The organism is Vicinamibacterales bacterium (assembly GCA_036496585.1).
GTDB lineage: Bacteria > Acidobacteriota > Vicinamibacteria > Vicinamibacterales > 2-12-FULL-66-21 > JAICSD01.
Map to the genome: position 1 here is coordinate 19,005 of DASXLB010000001.1, position 17,340 is coordinate 36,344.

Sequence of the window (17,340 nt, forward strand, 5' to 3'; positions counted from 1 at the left end):
CGTTCGGCGGCTGCTGGCGCATCGCGAGTTGTCGAGGCGTCGGGGTGCAGCTCAGCGGGCGGAGAGGGCCTGCTGGAGCGACCCGGCCCGGAAGAGGCTGAACGTGCCGGCGCGGACGTCGGGTGGGGGAGGGGCCGCAAACAGCCTGTTGAATCGTCCGATCTGATCGTTGCGGACCGCGACGACCGCATCGGGTTGCGCGGCGCGCACGCCGGCGACGGCCTCTGCCAGGGTCGTTTCGCGGATGTTCGCGGCGGTGGCCTCGGCGCGGAGCGCCGGCGACAGATAGAAGACGACCGATCCGATCCGCTCGCCGACGACGAACACCTGCGACGGCATCGCGCCGGCGGCGTTCAGCGCCTGGGCCAGATCCCGGCCGGTCATCCACTCCGCCGCGCGCGGCGCGACGATCATCAGTCCCAGGAGCGCCACGACCGGCAGCCGCATCATGAGCGCCGCGTCGGCGGCGAGGCCCGCCGAGCGGCGGTTCGCGATCGCGACCGACACGCCGCCGATCACCGCCGCGACGAGCGCGACCATCAGCCAGAGGGTGGCGCCGATTCCGCCGAACCGCCAGGCGACCAGCCCCAGCCCCAGGACCGGCAGCGCCGCGAGCGTCGACGCGCACACCACGAAGCCGGGGCGGTAGCGGAGTCCAGGGCCGGCGACGCACGCGTCGGCAACGAGCAGCGCCAGCGCGGGAAAGAGCGGCAGCGCGTAGGTGACGAGCTTCGATTCGCCGCCGCTCAGGAACACGAATCCGAGAGCGAACCAGATCCAGGCGACCAGGCGAGTCGGATGGTTGCGGACCTGGCGGGCCGCGGCGGCCAGATACCCGACCCACGGCAGCGCCCCCCCGACGGCGATCGGCACGTAGTACCACCAGCCGCGTCCGGCGTGACGCTGCGTCGCGGTGAGATAGCCCTGGAGGTGCCGCTCGACGAAGTAGTAGTGCAGGTAGCCTGGATGCGCGTGTTCCATCGCCACGTACCAGGGCAGGGCCACCAGCAGCGCGACGGCGCCGGCGGCCGTGAGCGCGATGGCCAGTCGCCGCATGCGGACCCGTTCGACGGCCGCGAGCGCCACCGCGAACCAGACCGCGAAGGCGACGCCGACCAGCCCCTTGGTCAGGATCGAGAGGCCGAGCGCGGCGCCGGCGAGCACGGCATGCCGGACGACATGCCGGCCCGCGGAAGCGCGGGTCAGCCACGCGCAGGCCGCGCACATGAACGGCACTACCGCGACGTCGTGCACGGCAACCTCGCTCACGCCCATCGGCAACAGCATCGTCCCGTAGACGATTCCGGCGAGCAGCCCGGTCTCCTCGTCGCGAAGGGCACGGCCGAGCGCCGCCACGCCGAGCATGGCGAGCACCCCGAACAACAGCGGCGGCAGCCGCACCGCGTCTTCGCGGTCGCCCAACACACGCAGCGAGATCGCTTCGGCCCAGAAGAAGAGAATCGGCTTGTCGAGGAACGGCTCGCCAAGGAAGGTGGGCGTCACGTAATCGCCGCGACGATTCATCTCCTGCGCGATGGCGGCGTGCAGGCCTTCGTCGGGATCGAACAGCGGCGGACGGGCGAGGAGCGGCGCGGCGACCAGCACGATCGCGACGGCCGCAAACGTCCACCGCAGAGGGAACATGGCCGACGATCTTATCGCGCCGGCCCGCCGGGCGGCGTCACCCGGGATCGACGCTGGCCACCAGCGGGTAGTGGTCCGACCCGTAGCGATCATCGGCGCGCCGCACCCGCGTCTTCCAGGTTTCGGGCAGCCGGAACAGCACGTGATCGAGCCGCATCGGCCCGAACGACGGCCGCCGATCCTCGTCGGGCGACGCATGCCCGAGCACTGCCAGCTCGCGATACGCCGCGTCGTGGAACCCGAACCAGGCGTTGAAGTCTCCGCCGACGATCAGCGCCCCGTCGCTGGGGAGCACGCCCGCCAGCGCGCGCGCCTGGCGCAGCCGCCCCGACTCCGAGAACAGCCACAGGTGGTGCATCACCATGTTCGTGAAATGCGTGTCGACGATTCTGATGGCGAGGCCGGCAGCGGTGTGCGCCGTGGCCTCGATCGCGACGCGCCGCTGCCGCTCGAGCGGCAGCTCGATCGCCGTCGGCTCGCTGAGCGCGAGCGAGGCGAGGATCGCGTTGCCACGGTCCTCGTCGAGGCGCCCAGGGGAGCCGTTGCGCATCGACGGCACGTAGATGCCGCCCAGACCAAGCCGGTGCGCCAGGCTGACGATGTCTTCACGCGCGCCCGACGGCGGCACGATCCGCTCGGCCGCCGCCCAGTTCATGCGATCGGGATCGCCGACGGGCACCTCCGGGCCGGCACGATAGACCTCCTGCAGCAGCAGCACGAACTGGTCGACCGGCGCACCGGTGAGGCGTCCTTCACGCAGGTCCGATACGAGACGTCCGAGATCGCCGCCGCCGACGTGGGTGTTCCACGACACGACGGCAAACGAACCTGAGAGGACCGCCGGAGGAGGACGCGCCGTTTCGATCCGCGCCGGCGGCCCGACGCCGGCGCACCAGCGATCGATCGCCCCTTGTTCGTTCGATGCGGCCGTCCGGATCCACTGCACGCCGCTGCCGCGCGCCGCACACGTGGTATCGGCGCCGGCATGGATGAGAACCGCGCTGCCCACGACTGCTATCGCCGCAGCCGCCGCTGCGCGCGCCGCTAGCCGAATTCGCATTCTGGAGGAGCCGGCTACCTGTTCTGCGTCTGGGCGCGCACGATCTGCCAGTCGCTGCCGGCGCGCGCCAGGTCGAACGTCCACCGGCGCGACTCGGTGTGCGGATCGGCTCCGCCGACCTTCGGGACCCACGACGCGGAACCGGCGCAGGTGGCGCGGGCGAGCTCGCCGCTCACGTCCACACGGCAGTCTCCGAGTGTGATCTGCTGCGATTCCAGCGCGTCGAACGCCGAGGCCAGCGCGGCGCGATCGACGCGCGGCCAGACGCGCGCGGCGGCCTCGGCGTCGAGGCTGCTGTAGGCAGCGGCGTACCGATCCAGTACGCGGCGCACGACCGTCTGAGTCGGCGGCGGCACATCGGCGACGGATGGGCTCGTGGTCAGCGGCCTCGCGGGCGGCAGGCTCTCGATCGCCGCTGCTACCGCCGCCACGTCATCGCCGACCGGAATCGGACCGACGGGCTGGAGGAACGGCCGCGGCGACGGCCCGACAGGCTGGAGCATCAGTCGCGGCGTGGGCACGGTGCGCTCTTCGCGCTCGGCCGGATCAGTCAGCGCCCGCTCGATCTTCGAGGCCGTGCGCGGTGGGGGGAGTGATGGAACGCGCACCGCCACGGTGCTGCGACCACTCGCCGACGGCACCTCCAGCGACAAGGTCCGAAAGTCGCCGGTGGGCGCGATCCGCTGCGGACCCGGCCAGATCGCGATCCCGAAGGCCATCGCCGCCGCCACCACCGCTGCGGCCACCGAGAGGCGCCTCAGGCGTGCCGGGCGCAGGGGTGTCGCGGTTCTGGCCGGGAGTTTTGTTTCGACCGCAGCAAGACCGCCAAGGTCCGGCGCCAGCCGCCGCGCTTCCGCGAGGTAAGCGCGCGCGTCCTCGGGACAGCCGGCTTCGGCGGCGACGTCGGCGAGCAGCAGCAGTCGCTGTGCTCGGCGCTGGCGCATCCGCCCTTCAAAGCTCTTCCACTCGCCGGTCGCCGTGTGCGAGCCCATCGATACGCGCGCCGTGCAAGACCGACGCCGCCATATGTTCTAGGGTAGAGTCGGCACTCATGCAGCGCATTTTCGTGATCTCGATGCTGGCGGCCGCCGTCGTCGTGCAGACACGCCCGCAGCCGGCGGCGCGCGCTGCCTTCGCCGAGCCGTCGATCGCGCCCGACGGCAGCGAAATCGCGTTCGTCTCGGGCGGCGACATCTGGACGGTCCCGGCCAGGGGCGGCGAAGCCCGGCTGCTGATCTCGAATGCCGCCAACGACACCCATCCGGTGTATTCGCCCGACAAGACCCAGCTCGCGTTCGTTTCGACGCGCACTGGCGGCGGCGACATTTACGTCCTGACGTTCGCCACCGGCGACGTCCGTCGCGTCACCTACGACGATGGAGCGGATCAGCTGGACGGGTGGTCGCGCGACGGGCGGTATCTCTACTTCTTCTCCAACGCGCACGAGCTCTCGGGTGGCATGAACGACGTGTACCGAGTGGCGTCGGCGGGCGGCACACCCATGCCGGTCAGTGGCGATCGCTACGCCAACGAGTTCTTCTCGGCGCCCTCGCCGGACGGCAGGCTGCTCGCGATGTCGGCGCGCGGCACCGCCTCGAGCCAGTGGTGGCGCCATGGGCACAGCCACCTCGACGAGGCCGAGATCTGGCTGCGCGATTTGACGGCGGCCGACACGCCGTCGGCGTGGCGGCCGGTCACCAACGGCGGCGCGAAGGACCTCTGGCCGATGTGGGGGGGAGGCGGCGCGCTCTTCTTCATGTCGGATCGGAGCGGCGCCGAGAACATCTGGCGGATCGCGGGTCGCGGCGCCGGGGGCGCGGGTCTCGGATCGCCAGATGCGGAACTGAAACAAATCACTTCGTTCACCGACGGCCGGCTGCTGTGGCCGTCCATCACCGCCAGCGGCGACGCGATCGTCTTCGAGCGCGATTTCGCGATCTGGAAGCTGGACGTCGCGACTGGCGCGGCGGCGCCCGTGCCGATCACCCGAGTCGGCGCCCCCGCGGGGCCGGCGCCGGAGCACTTGCGCCTGACCAGCCAGTTTCAGGATCTGGCGCTGTCACCCGACGGCAGGAAGATCGCGTTCACGGCGCGTGGGGACGTGTTCGCGGCCTCGGCGAAGGACGGTGGAGACGCGGCGCGGATCACGATGACGCCGGCGCCCGAACAGGCGCCCGCGTGGTCGCCCGACAGCCGCAAGCTCGTCTACTCGTCCGAGCGCGATCCGTCGAACCCGACGGCGGGCAGCGGCGCGGCGCGCCTGGTGCTCTACGATTTCACGGCGCAGAAGGAGACGCCGCTCACGGCGGCTGGCGCCGGCGACTACGGTCCTCGCTTCTCACCCGACGGCACGGCGATCGCGTTCGTGCGCGGCGGCACCGAGTTGCGGGTTCTCGATCTGGCCTCGAAGCAGGAGCGGTCGCTGGCGAAAGGCATCATCGCCGATCCGGTGGGAGTGGGCCGGCCGATCGCGTGGTCGCCCGACGGCAAATGGGTGGCGTTCTTCAATACCGGCGCCCGCGGGTTCACCAACGTCTCGGTCGTGCCGAGCGCCGGCGGCGCGGCGCGGCCGGTGAGCTTTCTCGCCAACGGCAACGCCAACGCCGTCTGCTGGTCGCCGGACGGGACCTTCCTGCTGTTCGATACGAACCAGCGGACCGAGGTCTCGCAGCTCGCGCGCGTCGACCTGATCCTCCGGACGCCGAAGTTCCGCGAGGATCAATTCAGGGATCTCTTCAACGAAGAGTCGCCGCGCCGCCCATCGCCGTCGCCCGACATGGCGCCGAAGCCGGATCCGGTCGACGCCGGCGGAAAGCCGGCCGCCGCCGACACGGCGTCGCCGGCGAAGGCGGACCCCAGGAAGATCGACACCGCCATCGTGTTCGACGATCTGCGCGAGCGGCTGTCGCTGCTGCCGGTGGGGCTCGACGTCCGCGAAGCGTTCATCAGCCCTGACGGCAAGACCGTGGTGCTGATCGCCGGCGCTGCCGGTCAGCAGAATCTCTATGCGTGGCCCCTCGACGACACCGGGCGCGAACGCCCGGTCGCGCGCCAGCTGACCTCGACGGCCGGCGCCAAGTCCGACGTCTCGTTCACGCCCGACGGCAAGGAGGCGTACTACCTCGATGACGGCCGGGTCGAGGCGGTGACGCTCGAGAAGCGGGAGACGCGCACGGTCGGCGTGACGGCCGAGCTCGACGTCGATTTTGCCAACGACAAGTTCATCGTGTTCGACCAGGCGTGGCGGCTCCTGCACGACCAGTTCTTCGATCCCGCCTTCCACGGCGTCGACTGGGAGGAGGCGCGGGCGCGGGTCGAGCCGTATATCGCCGGCGCGAAGACCCCCGACGAGATGCGGCGGATCGCGTCGCTGATGATCGGCGAGCTGAACGCGTCGCACATGGGGATCAGCGCGCCCCCCGGGGGCGCGGCTGGCGGGGTCGGCCATCTCGGCCTCGACTTCGATCGTGCGCAATACGAGCAGTCGGGCCGGCTCCAGATCGCCCACGTCGTGCCGCTCGGCCCGGCCGCGCTGGCCGGGCTGAAGCCCGGTGCGGTGATCGCCGCCGTCGACGGCGACGCGATCGCGGCGCGCACGAACCTCGATGCGCTGCTCGACAACAAGGTCAATCGTCGGACCGTGCTGCGGCTCGACGGATCGCCGTCACGCGACGTCGCGGTGCGGCCGATCAGCGCGGCAACCGAGCGCGGCCTGCGGTATCGCGAGTGGGTCGAAGAGAAGCGCGCCTACGTCGCCCGCGTCAGCGGCGGCCGCCTCGGCTACGTGCACATGCCGGACATGTCGGCGGCCTCGCTGTCGCAGCTCTACGTCGACCTCGACGCCGACAACATCGCCCACGACGGCGTGGTCATCGACGTGCGCAACAACAACGGCGGATTCGTCAACGCCTACGCCCTCGACGTGTTCTCGCGGCAGCACTACCTGAACATGACACAGCGCGGCATGCCGACGGCGCCTGCCCGCTCGTCGCTCGGCCAGCGCTCGCTCGAGAAACCGAGCGTGCTCGTCACCAATCAGCACTCGCTCTCGGACGCCGAGGACTTCACGGAAGGCTACCGCGCCCTGAAGCTGGGCAAGGTCGTCGGCGAGCCAACCGCCGGATGGATTATCTACACGTGGAACACGCGCCTGCTCGACGGCACCATCCTGCGGCTGCCGCGCTCACGCATCACCGACCGCGATGGCCAGCCCATGGAAATGCACCCGCGGCCGGTCGACGTGGAAGTGAAGAGGCCGATAGGCGAGTCCTACGGGCCGAAGGATTCACAACTGGATAAGGCGGTGGAAGTGCTGCTCGCCGCGCTTCCGCGCGGCTCGCAGTGACGAGGAGGTCTTACTCCTCTTCCTTCTCGTCGCTCTCCTGGCGGGCCGCAGTGGTCTCGGCCGCGGCTGCAGCATCGTCTGGCTTCTCATCGGGATCCTGGTGGGTCGCGATGTTGTCGATGCCGAGGTCCTCGTCCTTGTCCTCGTTCAGCGAGCGCCAATCCTCGTCGGCGTCGTAGAGGCTCGAGATCGGGCGCTGCTTGATCGGGCCGCGCGGCTTGTCGCGCTCCTTCGGCGGTTTGCGCTTGTGCTTGGGGGGAGCATCGGGGCCGAAGTTGCGGCTGCGCAGCGCCGGATCCGTCGTGCCGGCGGCGCCAGCCGGACGCGGGCCGCTGAAGCCGCCTGGGCGTGGTCCGCTGAAGCCGCCGGGAGCCGGCGGACGCGGGCCGCCGGGGCTGAAGCCGCCCGGACGTGGACTGCTGAAGCCACCTGGCCGGGGGCCGCCCGGGCCGCGCTCTTCGCGCGGACGCGCCTCGCTCACCGCAAGGCCGCGGCCCTTGAACAACTGCTGATCGAACTTGCGGATCGCTTCTTCGGCGACCGCGCGATCGGCATAGTCGACGAACGCAAAGCCGCGCGGACGGCCGGTCTCCCGATCGATCGGAAGCACGACCGACGTGGGTTCGCCGACTCGTGAGAGATGCTCCCGCAACTCTGCCTCGGTCGCGGTATACGGCAGATTGCCGATGAACAGACGGACTGACATATAGGACCTAATCAAAATAACACGGTTTGCCCGACGAGGTTGAACGGCACGGCTCGCCGCGCTAACATGGAGTGTTCAAGATCCGCCGGAATTCCCCACAGGAGATGGCTATCAGCGAGACCCGGGGACAGATCGCCGTTCGCGGCGCCCGCACCCACAACCTGAAGAACGTCGACCTGACGTTGCCGACGCGCTCGCTGATCGTGATGACCGGCGTCAGCGGTTCGGGCAAGTCGTCGCTGGCCTTCGACACGATCTACGCCGAAGGGCAGCGGCGCTACGTCGAGTCGCTCTCGGCCTACGCCCGGCAGTTCCTCGAGCGGATGGAGAAGCCTGACGTCGACAGCATCGAAGGCATCTGTCCGGCGATCGCGATCCGCCAGAAGAACAGCATCCGCAATCCTCGTTCGACGGTCGGCACCACCACGGAAATGCACGACTACCTGCGGCTGCTCTACGCCCGCGTCGGTCGTACGTTCTGCCGCGGCTGCGGCCGCGAGGTGATCCGCGAGACGGCGGAAGTCGTGGCGACCCGGCTCGGCGCGCTGCCGGCGGGGACGCGCCTGCTCATCGGTTTCGACATGCCGGTCGTGGCCGCGGCGCCGATCGCCGGGTCGGCCGATCGAGAACAGGACGAGGAGGATCCCGCCGACGGCGGCGAGGACGCCGGCCCGCCGCAGCCGGAGCTGCCGGACCTGATCGATCCGGTCGCCGAGACGATCGCCGCGCTGCGGCGCAAGGGCTTCGGACGCCTCTACGTCGACGGGAATACGCTGACGCTCGAGGACGCCGACACGGCGGCGCTCAAGGACCGCCCGACGCTCCAGGTGATCGTCGATCGCGTGAAGGTCGACGCCGAGGTGCGGGCGCGGCTGACCGATTCGATCGAGACCGCGTACCGGGAGGGCGGCGGTGCCGCCTTCGCCATCGAAGCCGACTCGGGCACGCTCCATCGTTTCTCCGAGCGCTTCGAGTGCCGCGAGTGCAACATCCCATACGAGGTGCCGCAGCCGCGCCTGTTCTCGTTCAACAATCCGTTCGGGGCCTGTCCGCTGTGCCACGGTTTCGGCAACATCATCGAGCTCGACATGGCTCTGGTGATCCCCGACGCGTCGAAGTCGATCCAGCAGAACGCCATCGAGCCGTGGAGCAAGCCGCACTACCGCGCGCAACTCGCCGAGCTGAAGCGCGTCGGCCGCAAGCGCGTCCGGCTCGACGTCCCGTGGTCGGCCTTGAGCGACGACGAGAAGCGGTTCGTGATCGAGGGCGACGGCGCGGCGTGGGAAGGCGTGAAGGGGTTCTTCCGCTGGCTCGAGCGCAAGAAGTACAAGGTGCACGTCCGGGTGTTCCTGAGCCGTTATCGCGGCTACCTCACCTGTCCGGAGTGCGGCGGCGCGCGGCTGCGCCGCGAGGCGCGCGACGTCCAGGTCGGCGGCCGCACGATCGACGCGGTCTGCGGCCTCACCGTCCGCGACGCGGCCGTCTTTTTCGGGCAGCTCGAGCTCTCGCCGAAGGACGCCGCCGTCGCCGAGAAGGTGCTGGGCGAGATCCTGCGCCGCCTCGGCTTCCTCCGCGACGTCGGCCTCGACTACCTCACGCTCGACCGTCTCTCCTCGACACTGTCGGGCGGCGAGTCGCAGCGGATCAATCTCGCCACCTCGCTCGGCTCTGCACTCGTCGACACCCTCTACGTCCTCGACGAGCCGTCGATCGGCCTGCATTCCCGCGACAACGAGCGCCTGATCGCGATCCTGCGGCAGCTCCGTGATCAGGGGAACACCGTGCTGGTGGTCGAGCACGACGCCGACATGATCAGGGTCGCCGACACCGTCGTCGACATGGGGCTCGGCGCCGGCGAGCAGGGCGGCCGCGTGATCTTCAGCGGACCGCTCGACAAGCTCCTGCAGGAGCCGCGGTCCCTGACCGCCAAGTACCTGCGCGACGAGCTGGCCATCCCGGTTCCGGCGACTCGCCGCCGCCCGAGCAATCAGCGCATCAAGGTGTTCGGCGCCTCCGAGCACAATCTCAAGGGCGTCGACGTCGAGATCCCGCTCGGGATGCTGACCTGCGTCACCGGGGTCAGCGGCTCGGGCAAGAGCACGTTCGTCCACGACGTGCTCTACGCCGCCCTCAAGCGCGCCAAGGGGGACTGGGATCGCCGCGTCGGCACGCACCGCAAGCTGGAAGGGGCCGAATTCGTCACCGACGTCGTGCTCGTCGACCAGGCGCCGATCGGGCGGACGCCGCGATCGAACCCGGTCACCTATCTCAAGGCGTTCGATCCCATCCGCGAGCTGTTCGCCGCGACCAAGGACGCCCGCACCCGCGGCCTGACCGCCAGCCACTTCTCGTTCAACGTGCCCGGCGGCCGCTGCGAGGCCTGCGAAGGGGAAGGCGAGGTCAAGGTCGAGATGCAGTTCCTCGCCGACGTTTTCGTGCCCTGCGACGTGTGCGAGGGCAAGCGGTTCAAGGCGCAGGTGCTCGAGGTGAAGTACCGCGGCCGCGGCGTCGATCAGGTGCTCGACATGACGGTGCGCGAGGCCCTGACGTTCTTCAGCACGTCGCCGAAAGTGCTGCGGCGGCTGCAGGTCCTCGACGAGATCGGGCTCGGCTACCTCCGGCTCGGACAGCCCGCGACGACGCTGTCGGGCGGCGAGGCACAGCGGATCAAGATCGCGGCGCACCTGTCGACGCAGACCGGCGATCGCGTCCTCTACATCCTCGACGAACCCACCACCGGACTGCATTTCGACGACATCGCGAAGCTGCTCGCCGCCTTCAAGAAGCTGCTGCAGGCCGGCCACAGCCTCCTGGTCATCGAACACAACCTCGACGTGATCAAGACCGCCGACTGGATCGTCGATCTCGGCCCCGAAGGCGGCGAGGAAGGCGGCCAAGTCGTCGCCATCGGTACCCCCGAGCAGCTGGTGCAGATCGTCGCCTCCCACACCGGCCGCTACCTGCGCGACGTGCTCGCGACCGGCCGTGCCAACGCCTACGCGAACTGACGTCCGCGCCACGGCGGTTGCCTCGCCTCACGCGCGCGTCGGCACGGTGTAGAATTGCGGAACTCCTTCGGGCCTGACCGATGACCGCTACAAAGACACTGGCATTCCTGCTGGCTGCGAGCACAACTGTTGCCGCGCAGCAGATGACGTTCGAAGACGTCGTCCGCAACCTGCGCAATCCGGACCCGAAGGCGCGCCTCGCCGCGATCCGGCTTCTGCGCGAGGCGAAGTACCCGGAGGCCGTCGCGCCGATGGCGCCCCTGGTCGTCGATCAGTTCGATGACGTGCAGCTCGAGGCGATCTCCGCCGAGCTGAGCTTCTTCCTTCCCGATCAGGACGTCCGCACCAAGAAGATGGTCGGCTACGTGATCGAGAAGCGCAGTTCCGGGGTGGCGCTCCAGGCGTTCGACCTCGGGCCGCTCGCGGTCTGGCCGCGACCGGCGCCGCCGGAACTGCTCGACGCGCTCCTCACGGCGATCGACGACCACGACTCGAAGGTCCGGCTCGAAGCGATCTATGCGTTCGGGATCGTCGCCAGGCCGCCAATCTCGACCGACCAGCAGGCGAAGTTGATCCGCGGCCTCGATCACTACGACCCGGCAATCCGAAGCGGCGTCGCCAGGGTGATCGAACGGCAGAAATTTCCAGGCATGGGCGATGCGCTGATCAAGGCGGTCAATGACTCGCAGCCGGAGGTGCGCTTCGCCGCGATGCGCGCGCTCGGCGCCGTCCACGAAGCACGCGCCATTCCGGCGCTGACCGAGCAGCTGGCGTTCTACAAGAAGGGCGAGGGCGCCTGGTCGGCCCTGCACGGCCTCGCCCTGATCGGCGCGGGGAGCAGCGTGCCGGTGTTCACCGAGCGGCTGCAGGACAAGGATCCCTACATGCGCCGGTCCGCTGCCGAGGGGCTTGGCCGGACCGGCGACGCCGCGTCGATCGAGTCGCTGGAACGGATGGTGACGACCGACGAAAGCGTGATGGTCCGGGCGGCGTGCGCCTTCGCGCTGCAGAAGCTCGGACGCAACTACTCCGCACGGCTGGTCGACCTGATGAACGACACCAAGGCGATCCCGTCCGCGCAGGAGTATCTGGTCGAACTGGGGCCGCCCATGGCGGGCCCGCTGGTTCCTCGTCTGCAGGAGCCGGGCGCGGCCGTTCGCGCCGCCGTCGCCGACGTGCTGGGCGCGATTGGCGACGTGTCGACGCTGCCAGCGCTCGAAGCGGTGGCTAAGGACACCGATCCGGCCGTCGCCACCGCGGCCAGCCGGGCTATCGCTCGCATCAAGTCGCGTTGACCGCTGCCCGCGCCGGCCGCGCCCGGGTTCGCGTTCTGCCGCGCCGCTTTTACAACCGCCCGACTCTCGACGTCGCGCGCGACCTGATCGGCAAGGTCCTCGTTCACGAGACACGCACGGGCGCCGTCTCCGGCGTCATCGTGGAAGCCGAAGCGTACATCGGCGAGAACGACCCCGCCTGCCACGCGGCCCCGGGTCCGACCCGGCGCAACGCACCGCTTTACGGTCCGCCCGGCATCGCCTACGTTTATCTCAATTACGGCATCCACTACCTCGTCAACGCCGTGACGGAGGCGGAAGGGTGGCCGGCGGCCGTGCTGATCCGCGCGCTCGAGCCGCTCGAAGGCATCGCCGTGATGCGCCGGCGGCGAGGCAAGGGCGCCGATGCGGCTGTCGACGACTTGTGCCGCGGCCCAGGCAACCTGACGAAAGCGCTGGGCATTTCGCTGACGCAGAACTGCGCCGACCTGACCGGCGGCGCGCTCCGAATCGAAGATCGAGGTCTGCCGGCGCGAAGGGTCGCCTGGAGCCGGCGAATCGGCCTCAACGTTGGCGTCGAGCAGGAATGGCGAGTCGCGGCGTGGGGCAGTCGTGCCTTATCGGGGCGACAGCCGGGGCGGCTCCTAGAGCCCTGACCCGGGAGCGGCGAGTCTCGATCAGGGATTCGCCTTGGCGGGCGCGTCGATCTGCCGGTGGCAGTACTCACAGTCGCTGTTGATGGTCGATCCATCCTTCGCTGTATGCGAGCCGTCGTGGCAGCGGAAGCATCCCAGCGAGGCGGTGTGCCCCGAATTGTCGGGATACGTGCCCCAAGTCACCTTCATCGCCGGGAAGTTGTTCTGTGCGTAGGCGTCCTGGAGCGCGCTGACCGCGCGGCCGAGCGCCTGCGAGTCGATGGTGCCGGTCTGCGCGGAGTAGAAGTGGCGCAGTTCTTCGTCGATCTTGCGAGACGCCTCGTCGCTCGTCGTGTACGACGCTTTCAACAGGCGCACGCCTTCGCGCCGCGCGAAGGGCAGCGCCGGGCTCACCGTACCGTCGGCGATCGCCCTGTCGACCGCCTGCTCGGGCGCCGTCGCGATGCGATGGCCGACCATGTTGTGGCAGTCGACGCAGGTCATCCGGCGCAGCACCGAGGCGTCGACCTGCTTGCCGGCTGCGCCGTCGGCGAAGTACTCCTTCACGTTGCCGTCGGCCGACGTCACCTTGACGTAACTGATCGTCTGGCGGGCCGCGTCGTCGGGCAGGAACTCGACGCGGGTCGCGGGATCGGCGTGCCAGTGAATGGCGCGGCCGCTCGAGTTGGCCCTGCCGACATGCATCAGCAGCACCGTCATCGTCGCGGTGTTCTTGTCGTCGTCGGCATACTCGCGCTTGACGCGGATCACGTCTCCGGGGATTTTGGTGGCCTGGTGGCAGCGCGCGCAGGTGACGCTGAAACCGCCGACAAAATCATGCGCGCCCGGTGGGACGGGACGCGGTACCGCGCCGGTGACCACGTGCCAGAGCTGGCGCGTACCTCCCATCTTGGCGTCGGCGAAACCGCGGGCCCCTTCCCCGACGTGGCAGCCAACGCAGGCGATGCGCGCGTGGGGCCCCGCCTGCCAGGCGACGAACTGCGGCTGCATCGGCGTATGGCACGCCTGGCCACAGAAGACCGGCGACTCCATGTAATGCAGGCTGCCATATCCGGCCAGCAGGACGATGGCCAGATTCACCGTCGTGAGGGCGGCGACTACGAGCGCGAAACGGCGCACGCGCGGGAGACGGAAATCGAGGACCGGCCACTCCTGAACCGCGTCAGGGCTGCGGGCCATCCTGCGCCGCTGCAGCCACATGCCGACCGGAATCAGCAGCAGCCCTGCGACGAACAGGGCGGGCACCGCCACGAAGACAACCAGCCCGGCGTATGGATTCTCGAACAGGCCGAGAAGCTCGGCGGCGAGGAGGGCAATGAACGCGGCGGCGGAGACCGTCGTGATCAGGACGCCGGCGATGGCCAGCGGATGGCGGAGCTGCGGCGCGGGGCGGCTCACCAGTTGACCCGCAGGCCGACAACGAAGGAGTTGGCCGTATACGGCCGGTACACGTAGCCCATCACCAGCGAGCTGGGCTGCGCGATTCCATTGACGACGCTGGGATCGAACGCGAAGTCATAGACGCTGAACGGCTCGTAGAGATACGAGAAGGTCGCCGCAATTTTCTCGGACAGCCGGTGCCGCGCGTCGATGTGCAGCTGCTGCAGCTTGTTGAACACGTTGGGCAGCTGATTGGGCGTGGCGATCGGGCTGCCGGTGGGAATCGCGTAGAGATAATTGCCTTCCGCGTGGCTGAAGTCGTACGAGAAGCGGATCTCGGTTTTCGGTCCAAGGCGCGGCGGCGTCGCATAGATCGAGAAGTAGTGGACCCGCTCGGTCGAGTCGGCCGTCCAGTCGCGCAGGGGATCGTTGAATTGCGCGTCGGACGAGTCTCCTTCATGCGAGCGCTGCAGCCCTTCGTAATTCTCATAGTTGTAGGTGACGCCCGCGCCGAGGCCGTTCGCGACGTGGTAGTCGGCCGCAACCGACGTGTTGTAGCCCTTGGAGCTGAGAAGCCCGTAGAACGTGTTCTTGTAGTCGTCGTTGAGGACGCCGGTCGACAGACTGATCGTCCAGGCGTCGGCCGGGACGATGTCGACCTGGCCGCTGAAACGGTTGCGCATACGATCCGCGAGATCGAAGTTGCGCATCAACGGCTGTTCGCCGATCGCCGTGAGCTGCGTCTCGTCGAGGCCTGAGCCGGTGCGGCTGCTGGCCTCGTACTGGACGCGGAACGTGGCCCACGTCGTGCCGACCGCGTCGGCCGACAGCCGCAGCACGTTCTCACCCGAGCTCTGGAAGGTGCGGAAGTCCCAGCCGTAGTCGTTCCGGGTATAGCCAGCCGTGAGGGCCACAGACTTGATGTGACTCCAGGTGGCGTCGGCGTCGAAGTTGGTGCGGCTGTGGGCGAAGAGATCGGGACCGCCGGTCGGCGTCGTCGACACGCTCGAGTCGTAGGCCACGTACTGCGTGATCGAGGTGGCCGGCATCTCATTGTCGTAGGTGTAGTTGCGGAACTTCGCGCTGAACCGCCAGTCCTTGGACGGGTGAGAGACGAGGCCGAGATTCGTCGAGAAAACGTGCGCGTCCCCCTCGGTGCTCGCGCGCGGCAGCGCGATTTGCGGCAGGGCGCTGTTGATGGTGAAGGGCAGCAGCGGCGAGTCGTTGCTCCAGTCGCCGTAGGAGAAGAAGCCGGTCACCTGCGTGTGGTGCGCCATCTTGTGATAGCCGCCGAAGCTGATCGTCTGCGCCGAGTTGGTCGGCCAGAGAGCCATCTGACCACGTCCAGGCGCCGAGGAGGTGTCGGTGAGCTGCAGCGGGCTGTCCCACACCAGCGTCGGCTGGAGATTGTTGAACCACGAGCCGCTGTAACCCACCCGCAGCATGTTCTGCGAATTCGTCCACTCCGTATCGATCGCGAAATCGTTGGTGCGCGAGTCGTAGGGCAGCGGCACCTCGACGTCGTTGCTGAACCCGAAGCTCGCGCCCCAGGGCAGCTCGCCGCTGTGTTTCTGCGTCGTGAAAGTCGCGTGGACGTCGACGTGCGCGGTTGGTGTTGCGGAGAAGTCGACGTGGCCGATGTCGCGCCGCTCCCGCAGGTCGAACTGGTTCGCGATCGGCACGTAGAGGTTGAGTTTGGCCGGGTCGCCGTTCTGGATGGCCTGCTGCGTGGCATCGTCGAGGACCAGCGTGCCGCCGCCGACGCCGGTATACGGCGTCTTGGTGTCGACGCTGTAGAACTGCGGGATGCCCTGGAACGAACCGCTCAGGGCGAAGCGGCCGGTGCGCTCGTAGTTCGCGTGGTATTCCTGGTCGTAGTAGCCGACGTTGTCGGCCTTGGCGTGGAAGGCCCAGTCGCCGCCGGGCTGGACGGCCGCGTAGCGGAACCCGGAGAGGAGCACGCCGTTGCGCTCGTCCTGGTAGCGCTGGAAGCGGGCGGGATCGCCGTCGATGCTGGTGCCGCGTCCGCCGATGAAGAGCTGTCTCCAGCTGTCGTCGAAGAGGCTGCGTGGCTCCTCGCTCGGGGAGGCGGCCGCCGGCGCCGCGGGCGGCTGCGCCTGCGCCAGTGCGATCGTAGGCAGTAAGGCGATGAAAACGGTCGTCAGCAGTCGTCGCATGATCGGCTCCATCGCTAGCGCATGAAGAACTGTCCCGACGGGTGGTTCGAACCGTGGATGTTCGAATGGCAGTTCACGCAGGACCGGCCGAACATGCGATTGCTCTTATTCGTCGTGATCTGGTCCGTGTCGTAGAGCGTCGCCGGGTGCTTGCTGGCGATGTGGCAGCGCTGGCAGAGCATCGGCATGCGCACCACGAGCATGCGATCGTTGGACGAGCCGTGCGGATCATGGCAGGTCGTGCAGTTCTCGCGCACCGGCTCGTGCTCGAAAAGCATCGGCCCGCGCATCTCGGTGTGGCAGGTGGTGCAGAGTTCGTTGACCGAACTGCCGCTCTTCAGGTTCTTGACGTTGCTGACCGATCCGTGCGGGTTGTGGCACGAACTGCACGACATCTTCCCTTCGCGCACCGGCATGTGCGCGACCGCGCGTTCGGTCTTGGCCACCTGCGCGCGGTGGCACGTCACGCACACCTGGGTCTCGGTCGGCTTGACTAGCTGCATTTCCGCCGATTCCGGGTGGTGCACGCTGTGGCAGGTCGTGCAGGAGAGGTCGCGGCGCTCGTGTGCGCTGCCTTCCCACCCGGCGTGCGTACCGCGGTTGTGACACGTCAGGCACGTCTGGTTGGTCTCGGCCGACGTCATCGCCTTGAACTTCTTGATGTGTCCCTTGGCGTCGTCGTCGACATGCGCCTGGCCGGGGCCGTGGCAGCTCTCGCAGCCCTGCGTCGCCGCTGGCGTGCGCGGGTTCTTCGCTTCGCCGTGCTTCGACGCGAGGATCGACTTTTCCTCGCTGTCGTGGCACGTGATGCAGGTGTCGGAGCCGACGTAGCCAGGCTGGAGCGCGGCGGGCGCGGGCGGGGCGGGCTTGGCCTGTGCGGACGTCGCGGCACCCTGCGAGAACGTGACGGGGGCCTGTTGCAGAGCGGCCGCCGAGACAACGGCGTCAGGTATGCCGCCTCCCGCCATCCGGACCAGAACTGCACAAGCGAAAACGCTCGCGGCCATGAACAAGAAGCGTTGCGGCAAGAGACCTCCCCGGCGACGGCTGCTGAGCACGGACCGTACCACTACGGCGCAAGTATTAGATT

The 17,340-nt window shown here is 68.8% G+C and carries 11 protein-coding genes; 4 read left to right on the forward strand and 7 right to left on the reverse strand.

Features of this window, described 5'->3' with window-relative positions; translation table 11 throughout:
* Window positions 1-51: 51 nt before the first annotated feature.
* The 3 genes from VGI12_00090 to VGI12_00100 all read right to left on the reverse strand — a co-directional run bounded on the left by VGI12_00090 (window position 52) and on the right by VGI12_00100 (window position 3,696).
* Entirely contained in the window at window positions 52-1,644 is a 1,593-nt protein-coding gene (locus VGI12_00090; protein ID HEY2431038.1) for a glycosyltransferase family 39 protein, read from the reverse strand.
* A 37-nt stretch (window positions 1,645-1,681) separates the two neighbouring features.
* Window positions 1,682-2,653, reverse strand: a complete 972-nt coding sequence (locus tag VGI12_00095; GenBank protein HEY2431039.1) for an endonuclease/exonuclease/phosphatase family protein — start codon at window positions 2,651-2,653, stop codon at window positions 1,682-1,684.
* A gap of 65 nt (window positions 2,654-2,718) precedes the next feature.
* Complete coding sequence (locus VGI12_00100) at window positions 2,719-3,696, reverse strand: hypothetical protein (protein HEY2431040.1); 978 nt, start codon at window positions 3,694-3,696, stop codon at window positions 2,719-2,721.
* Between the two features lie 59 nt (window positions 3,697-3,755).
* Between VGI12_00100 and VGI12_00105 the strand changes: the two genes are divergently transcribed.
* Window positions 3,756-7,049 carry a S41 family peptidase gene (locus VGI12_00105; GenBank protein HEY2431041.1) on the forward strand — a complete coding sequence of 1,098 codons (3,294 nt, stop codon included), beginning with the start codon at window positions 3,756-3,758 and terminating at the stop codon, window positions 7,047-7,049.
* 10 nt (window positions 7,050-7,059) lie between these two features.
* On the opposite strand, the gene VGI12_00110 is transcribed toward VGI12_00105, so the two are convergent.
* Window positions 7,060-7,755 (reverse strand): hypothetical protein, encoded by a 696-nt coding sequence (locus VGI12_00110; protein HEY2431042.1) that lies wholly within the window; start codon window positions 7,753-7,755, stop codon window positions 7,060-7,062.
* Window positions 7,756-7,859: 104 nt separating this feature from the next.
* On the opposite strand from VGI12_00110, the gene uvrA reads away from it, so the two are divergent.
* From uvrA to VGI12_00125, 3 genes are all read left to right on the forward strand, one after another.
* Window positions 7,860-10,763 (forward strand): excinuclease ABC subunit UvrA, encoded by a 2,904-nt coding sequence (uvrA, locus tag VGI12_00115; GenBank protein HEY2431043.1) that lies wholly within the window; start codon window positions 7,860-7,862, stop codon window positions 10,761-10,763.
* Window positions 10,764-10,843: 80 nt separating this feature from the next.
* Window positions 10,844-12,058 (forward strand): HEAT repeat domain-containing protein, encoded by a 1,215-nt coding sequence (locus tag VGI12_00120; GenBank protein ID HEY2431044.1) that lies wholly within the window; start codon window positions 10,844-10,846, stop codon window positions 12,056-12,058.
* Window positions 12,055-12,693: a DNA-3-methyladenine glycosylase gene (locus VGI12_00125; GenBank protein HEY2431045.1), complete on the forward strand. Its 639-nt coding sequence runs from the start codon at window positions 12,055-12,057 to the stop codon at window positions 12,691-12,693. The genes VGI12_00120 and VGI12_00125 overlap by 4 nt, the downstream gene beginning before the upstream one ends.
* Window positions 12,694-12,714: 21 nt before the next feature.
* Here the strand turns inward: VGI12_00125 and VGI12_00130 are convergent, their stop codons facing one another.
* From VGI12_00130 to VGI12_00140, 3 genes are read right to left on the reverse strand one after another with little or no spacing between them, the layout of a single operon-like run.
* The gene (locus tag VGI12_00130; protein ID HEY2431046.1) at window positions 12,715-14,091 is read right to left on the reverse strand and encodes a hypothetical protein; all 1,377 of its coding nucleotides are present in this window, start codon (window positions 14,089-14,091) and stop codon (window positions 12,715-12,717) included.
* Window positions 14,088-16,250: an MtrB/PioB family decaheme-associated outer membrane protein gene (locus VGI12_00135; GenBank protein ID HEY2431047.1), complete on the reverse strand. Its 2,163-nt coding sequence runs from the start codon at window positions 16,248-16,250 to the stop codon at window positions 14,088-14,090. Before VGI12_00135 ends, VGI12_00130 begins: the two co-directional genes overlap by 4 nt.
* Window positions 16,251-16,264: 14 nt before the next feature.
* Window positions 16,265-17,257 (reverse strand): DmsE family decaheme c-type cytochrome, encoded by a 993-nt coding sequence (locus VGI12_00140; GenBank protein ID HEY2431048.1) that lies wholly within the window; start codon window positions 17,255-17,257, stop codon window positions 16,265-16,267.
* Window positions 17,258-17,340: the final 83 nt, after the last annotated feature.

What these genes read in the sequence shown, in the direction of transcription:
- VGI12_00090 (HEY2431038.1), bottom strand. Translation starts at nt 1,644, where the DNA reads ATGTTCCCTCTGCGGTGGACGTTTGCGGCCGTCGCGATCGTGCTGGTC.
- VGI12_00100 (HEY2431040.1), bottom strand. Translation starts at nt 3,696, where the DNA reads ATGGGCTCGCACACGGCGACCGGCGAGTGGAAGAGCTTTGAAGGGCGG.
- VGI12_00105 (HEY2431041.1), top strand. Translation starts at nt 3,756, where the DNA reads ATGCAGCGCATTTTCGTGATCTCGATGCTGGCGGCCGCCGTCGTCGTG.
- VGI12_00110 (HEY2431042.1), bottom strand. Translation starts at nt 7,755, where the DNA reads ATGTCAGTCCGTCTGTTCATCGGCAATCTGCCGTATACCGCGACCGAG.
- uvrA (HEY2431043.1), top strand. Translation starts at nt 7,860, where the DNA reads ATGGCTATCAGCGAGACCCGGGGACAGATCGCCGTTCGCGGCGCCCGC.
- VGI12_00120 (HEY2431044.1), top strand. Translation starts at nt 10,844, where the DNA reads ATGACCGCTACAAAGACACTGGCATTCCTGCTGGCTGCGAGCACAACT.
- VGI12_00135 (HEY2431047.1), bottom strand. Translation starts at nt 16,250, where the DNA reads ATGCGACGACTGCTGACGACCGTTTTCATCGCCTTACTGCCTACGATC.
- VGI12_00140 (HEY2431048.1), bottom strand. Translation starts at nt 17,257, where the DNA reads ATGGCCGCGAGCGTTTTCGCTTGTGCAGTTCTGGTCCGGATGGCGGGA.